Annotated in this window: 2 protein-coding genes and 2 pseudogenes; all 4 read left to right on the plus strand. The window is 70.4% G+C overall.

Annotated features, from left to right (window positions below; all coding sequences use genetic code 11):
- Nucleotides 1-97, plus strand: a pseudogene (locus AB0J67_RS38880) (D-aminoacyl-tRNA deacylase); the annotation flags it as partial.
- A 312-nt stretch (nucleotides 98-409) separates the two neighbouring features.
- Complete coding sequence (locus tag AB0J67_RS38885; protein ID WP_363490473.1) at nucleotides 410-3,895, plus strand: discoidin domain-containing protein; 3,486 nt, start codon at nucleotides 410-412, stop codon at nucleotides 3,893-3,895.
- A 173-nt stretch (nucleotides 3,896-4,068) separates the two neighbouring features.
- Nucleotides 4,069-5,121, plus strand: coding sequence for a LacI family DNA-binding transcriptional regulator (locus AB0J67_RS38890; RefSeq protein WP_363490475.1), 1,053 nt, complete (start codon nucleotides 4,069-4,071; stop codon nucleotides 5,119-5,121).
- A 286-nt stretch (nucleotides 5,122-5,407) separates the two neighbouring features.
- Nucleotides 5,408-5,646 (plus strand): annotated as a pseudogene (locus AB0J67_RS38895) (hypothetical protein); the annotation flags it as partial.

The raw sequence follows: 5,646 nt of genomic DNA on the forward strand, positions 1-5,646 counted from the left end.
GCGCCTGCTCGACGGCGAGCGCAGCGCCTCCGATGTGGGCGCACCACTGCTGGTCGTCAGCCAGTTCACGCTCTACGGCGACGCCCGCAAGGGCAGATTCATCCAGATAGGCCAACGTCCATGGCAAAGCGGGACGGCGGCAAGGCGGGACGGTGTCCGGGAAACGTGGTGGAGAGCGCTCTCCGAACCAGTCCCAGGCTCCCCGGCGTACCCCCGCGATGTCAAGACCCGCCCGCCACCGACGTCGCGACGCGCGGACGAACCAGTCTCATGCGGACAGTTCGGCATCGTTGGCAGTCGCTGTCTTGACAGCGCGGAAACTCCGGCGTAACACTCGGAGAGCGCTCTCCATATGTCGATCCCGGCCGGCCCCGGCCGGTCTCCCCCCGTGGCAACAGGTAGGAGCCCCATGACCCCCGTCAATCACCGCCCGGGCGTGCGGCACATCGCCCGCCGGTGGCGGATAGCCATACCCGTCGCGGTCACCACCGCGATCTCGGCGCTCGCGCTGATCGTCCCGTTCACCACCGCCAGTGCCGCCGACACCCTGATCTCGCAGGGCAGGCCGGTCACCGCCTCCTCCGTGCAGGGCGCCGACCTGGCCGCGGCCAACGCGGTCGACGGCAACTCCGGCACCCGCTGGGGCAGCCAGTGGAGCGACCCGCAGTGGATCCGCGTCGACCTCGGCGCGACCGCCTCCATCAGCCAGGTCGTGCTGGAGTGGGAGGGCGCCCACGGCCGCTCCTTCCAGATCCAGACCTCCAACGACGACGCCAACTGGACGCCGGTCTACACGACCACCACCGGCACCGGCGGCACGCAGACCCTGGCCGTCACCGGCAGCGGCCGGTACGTGCGCATGCACGGCACCGTGCGCAGCAGCGGCTACGGCTACTCGCTGTTCGAGTTCAAGGTGTACGGCTCGTTCGGCCCGGGGCCGAGCCCGAGCGCGAGCACCAACCCCGGCAGCTGCGGCACCACCAACGTGGTCCAGGGCAAGACGGCGACGGCCTCCTCGATCGAGAACGCGGGCACGCCCGCCTCGGCCGCCGTGGACGGCAACGCCGGCACCCGCTGGTCCAGCGCGGCCAGCGACCCGCAGTGGCTGCAGCTCGACCTGGGCAGCACGCAGAGCATCTGCAAGGTCGTGCTGCAGTGGGAGGGCGCCTACGCCACCGCCTTCCAGGTGCAGACCTCGGCCACCGGCACCGGCGGCTGGACGAACATCTACAGCACCACCACCGGCACCGGCGGCATGCAGACGCTGACCGTCGGCGGCAGCGGCCGCTACCTGCGCGTCAACGGCACCGCCCGCGCCACCGGCTGGGGCTACTCGCTGTGGGAGGTGCAGGTCTTCGTCGGCGGCACGCCGCCCTCGCCCAGCCCGAGCAGCTCGCCGAGGACCTCGCCCAGCCCGTCCGGCCCGTGGACCACGGTCTGGGAGGAGAACTTCGACGGCCCGGCCAACACCTCGCCCAGCGCCGCGAACTGGATCCTGCGCACGGGCACGCAGTACCCGGGCGGCGCGGCCAACTGGGGCACCGGTGAGATCGAGACCGCGAGCGCGTCGACCGCCAACGTGTACCTGACCGGCGACGGCAAGCTCAACATCAAGGCGATCCGCGACGGCGCGGGCAACTGGACGTCGGGCAAGCTGGAGACCCAGCGCACCGACTTCGCCCCGCAGCCGGGCCAGCTGACCCGCTTCTCGGCCGTCATCCAGCAGCCGAACGTGGCCAACGGCCTGGGCTACTGGCCCGCGTTCCGGGCCACCGGCGCGGCGTACCGCGGCAACTACAACAACTGGCCGGGTGTCGGCGAGACCGACATCATGAGCGGCGTCAACGGCCGCAGCCAGCTCTCGCAGACGCTGCACTGCGGCACCGCCCCCGACGGGCCGTGCGGCGAGTACAACGGGCGCACCTCGGGCCTGGCGAGCTGCACCGGCTGCCAGACCGGGTTCCACGAGTACGCGCAGGTCATCGACCGCACCAAGACCGACGAGGAGATCCGCTTCTACCTCGACGGCGTGCAGACCTGGGTGGTGCGGGAGAGCCAGGTCGGCGTCGCGGCCTGGCAGGCCGCCGTGCACCACGGCTTCTACCTGCGGCTCGACCTCGCCATCGGCGGCCTGTACGCCAACGCGATCGCGGGGGAGACCGTGCCGACGCCGGAGACCACCTCCGGTGGCGTGCTGGCCGTGGACCGGGTCACCGTGTCCCGGCAGACCGGCACCACCCCGGCCGCGATGACCGACCCCGCCGTCCCGGCCGGGCCGAGCATCGTGCGCGTCACGGGTACGCAGGGCAACTGGCAGCTTCAGGTCAACGGCGCGCCGTACCTGGTGAAGGGCCTGACCTACGGCCCGCCGCAGGGCGCCGCCGACGGCTACCTGCGCGACCTGAAGAACATGGGCGTCAACACCATCCGCACCTGGGGCGTGGACGACACGCAGACCCCGGTGCTGCTGGACACCGCCGCCCGGCACGGCATCAAGGTGATCGTCGGGCACTGGCTCAACCAGGGCGCCGACTACGTCAACGACACCGCGTACAAGAACAGCGTCAAGGCCGAGATCGTGGCCCGGGTCAACACGCTCAAGAACCGTCAGGGCGTGCTGATGTGGGACGTCGGCAACGAGGTGCTGCTGACCATGCAGGACTTCGGGCTGCCGGCCGCCGAGGTCGAGGCGCGGCGCAACGCGTACGCGGCGTTCGTCAACGAGGTCGCGGTCGCGGTCAAGGCCGCCGACCCGAACCACCCGGTGACCTCCACCGACGCCTGGGTCGGCGCGTGGCCGTACTACAAGAACCACTCGCCCGCCCTGGACCTCTACGGCATCAACTCCTACGGCGCCGTGGGCGGTCTCAAGCAGGCGTGGATCGACGGCGGCTACACCAAGCCGTACGTGCTCACCGAGGGTGGTCCGGACGGCGAGTGGGAGGTGCCCAACGATGCCAACGGGGTGCCGACCGAGCCCACCGACCTGGCCAAGCGCGCGCAGTACACGGCGAGCTGGAACGCGATCCTCAACCACCCCGGGGTGGCGCTCGGCGCGACCGAGTTCCACTACGGCCTGGAGAACGACTTCGGCGGCGTCTGGCTCAACACGCTGACCGGCGGCTGGCGCCGGCACGGGTGGCACGCGCTCAAGCAGGCGTACTCCGGCACGGCCTCGGCCAACACCCCGCCGGAGATCACCAGCATGGTGATCGGCAGCCCCGGCGCGATCCAGGCCGGCAAGACGTTCACTCTCTACGTCGGCGCGAACGACCCGCAGGGCGACACGATCCGCTACAACCTGATGCTCAGCAACAAGCACATCAACGGCAACCGCGGCTTCGACAACGTCCGGTTCACCCAGAACGGCAACGAGTTCCAGGTGACCGCGCCGCAGCAGCTGGGTGTCTGGAAGATCTACGTGTACGCCTTCGACGGGCACGGCAACGTCGGCATCGAGCAGAAGTCGATCCGCGTCATCCCGCCGACGGTGGCCGGCACCAACATCGCGCAGGGCCGCCCGGCGACCGCCTCGACGTACCAGCCGACGGGCACCAACGGCCCGCAGCTGCCGTCGTACGCGGTCGACGCGAACTACGACACCCGCTGGGCCAGCGAGTGGGTCGCCACCGCCTGGCTCCAGGTCGACCTGGGCTCGGTGCGCACGTTCAACAACGTGCTGCTGGCCTGGGAGGCGGCGTACGCCAAGTCCTACCAGGTGCAGGTCTCCAACGACGGCGCCAACTGGAGCACGGTGTACTCGACCACCGCCGGCAACGGCGGGTTCGACATCATCCCGGTCACCGCGACCGGCCGCTATGTCCGTATGAACGGCCTGGACCGGGCCACCACGTACGGCTACTCACTGTGGGAGTTCGGGGTCTACCAGAGCTGACCCGAACCTCTCGCCGGGTGCGGCGGGTGGAGCCATCGAGCCGCCCGCCGCACCATAGCTCCCTCGATCATGTCGCGCGGGCGGCGAGGCGTCGCGGCGCCTGCCGCCGGGCGGCGCAGATTCGCGCAGGTGGAGGGCGGAGAGCGCTCTCCCTTTGTGCTATAAAGACGCTCATGACCAGTGACCAGACGCCGGCGCAGCGGTTGCCGACGCTCGAGGACGTCGCGCAGGTGGCGGGAGTCTCCCGCGCCACCGTGTCCCGGGTGATCAACAACATCCGCAACGTCGACCCCCAGCTGCACAAGGTCGTCTGGGACGCGGTCAGCGCCACCGGGTACGTGCCCAACCGGGCCGCCCGCTCACTGGTCACCGGCCGCACCGGCAGCATCGCCCTGGTCGTCTCCGAGGCCGAGAACCGTGCCGCCGACGACCCGTTCCTCGGCCGCTTCTTCTCCGACCCGTTCTTCGGCCGCGTGGTCGGCGGCGTGCTCAGCGTGCTGCGACCGTCCGGAGTGCACCTCGCGCTCACCCTCGCCGGCGACGAGGAGGCCTGCGTCAAGGTCGTCTCCGACGTACGCCAGGGGCAGGTCGACGGGGTCGTCGTGCTCTCGCTGCACCCGCACGACCCGCTGCCGCGCATGCTCGCCGACGCCGCGGTGCCCGCGGTGCTCTACGGCCGCCCCGCGGCGCCGATGCCGATCAGCTATGTGGACGTCGCCACCTACCAGGGGGCCAAGCTCGCCGCGGACCACCTGGCGGCCCGCGGCTGCCAGCACGTGGCCACCATCTCGGGCTCGGTGGACATGCCCGCCGGCGCCGACCGCCTGCACGGCTTCCGCGAGGCGATGGCCAAGCAGGGCGTGGCGTACGTGCCCAGCTACGACGGCGGCTTCACCCACTCCGGCGGAGAGCGCGCCATGGAACGGCTGCTCGCCGAGCACCCGGAGACCGACGGCGTCTTCGCCGCCAGCGACGTGATGGCCCAGGGCGCCCTGGCCGTGCTACGCGATCATGGGAAATCGGTTCCCGATGACGTCGCCGTGGTCGGCTTCGACGACAGCAGCGCCGCCCTGGCCAGCCGCCCCCAGCTCACCACGGTCCGCCAGCCGGTCGAGGACATGGCCGCCGAGATGGCCCGCCTCCTGCTCACCCGCATAGACCAGCGCGCCAACCGCACCACCAGCGTCATCTTCGACCCCGAGCTCATCCTCCGCGCCTCCGCCTGACGGCCTGGCCGGCCCGCCCGGCCCCGCCCCGTTTCCCGTTGATCATGAACTTATGGCACGGGTGGGCGGCGTGTCGTGACCACAACTTCATGATCGTCCGAGCTGGACGGCCCGGTCGTGCGCGCGGTGAACTGCGCGGATGCGGCTTCTGGTAACAGCACGGCAACTGGGCCTTGACAGGACGAAGGATCCCGGACGATGCTCTCGCATGGGAGAGCGCTCTCCGATGTTCCTCCGCACGTTCCCCCACTGAACACCACCATCCCTCTCTGGTTGGAGGAAAGACATGCGTCCAGCACATAACGGGTCGCGGCTGCGCAGGCGTGCCGTCATGGTCGCCGCGCCGCTGCTGGCAGCCGCGCTGGTCATGACCACGGCCGCTTGCGGTGGCGGTGACGATCCTGCCGCTCCCGGTGGCAAGGTGAAGCTGACCATCGCGACGTTCGGTGAGTTCGGGTACAAGGAGCTGTACAAGGAGTATCAGCAGCTGAACCCGAATGTGGAGATCACGGAGCGGATCACCAA

It is taken from the genome of Catellatospora sp. NPDC049609 (assembly GCF_040675365.1).
In the GTDB taxonomy this organism is placed as follows: Bacteria; Actinomycetota; Actinomycetes; order Mycobacteriales; family Micromonosporaceae; genus Catellatospora.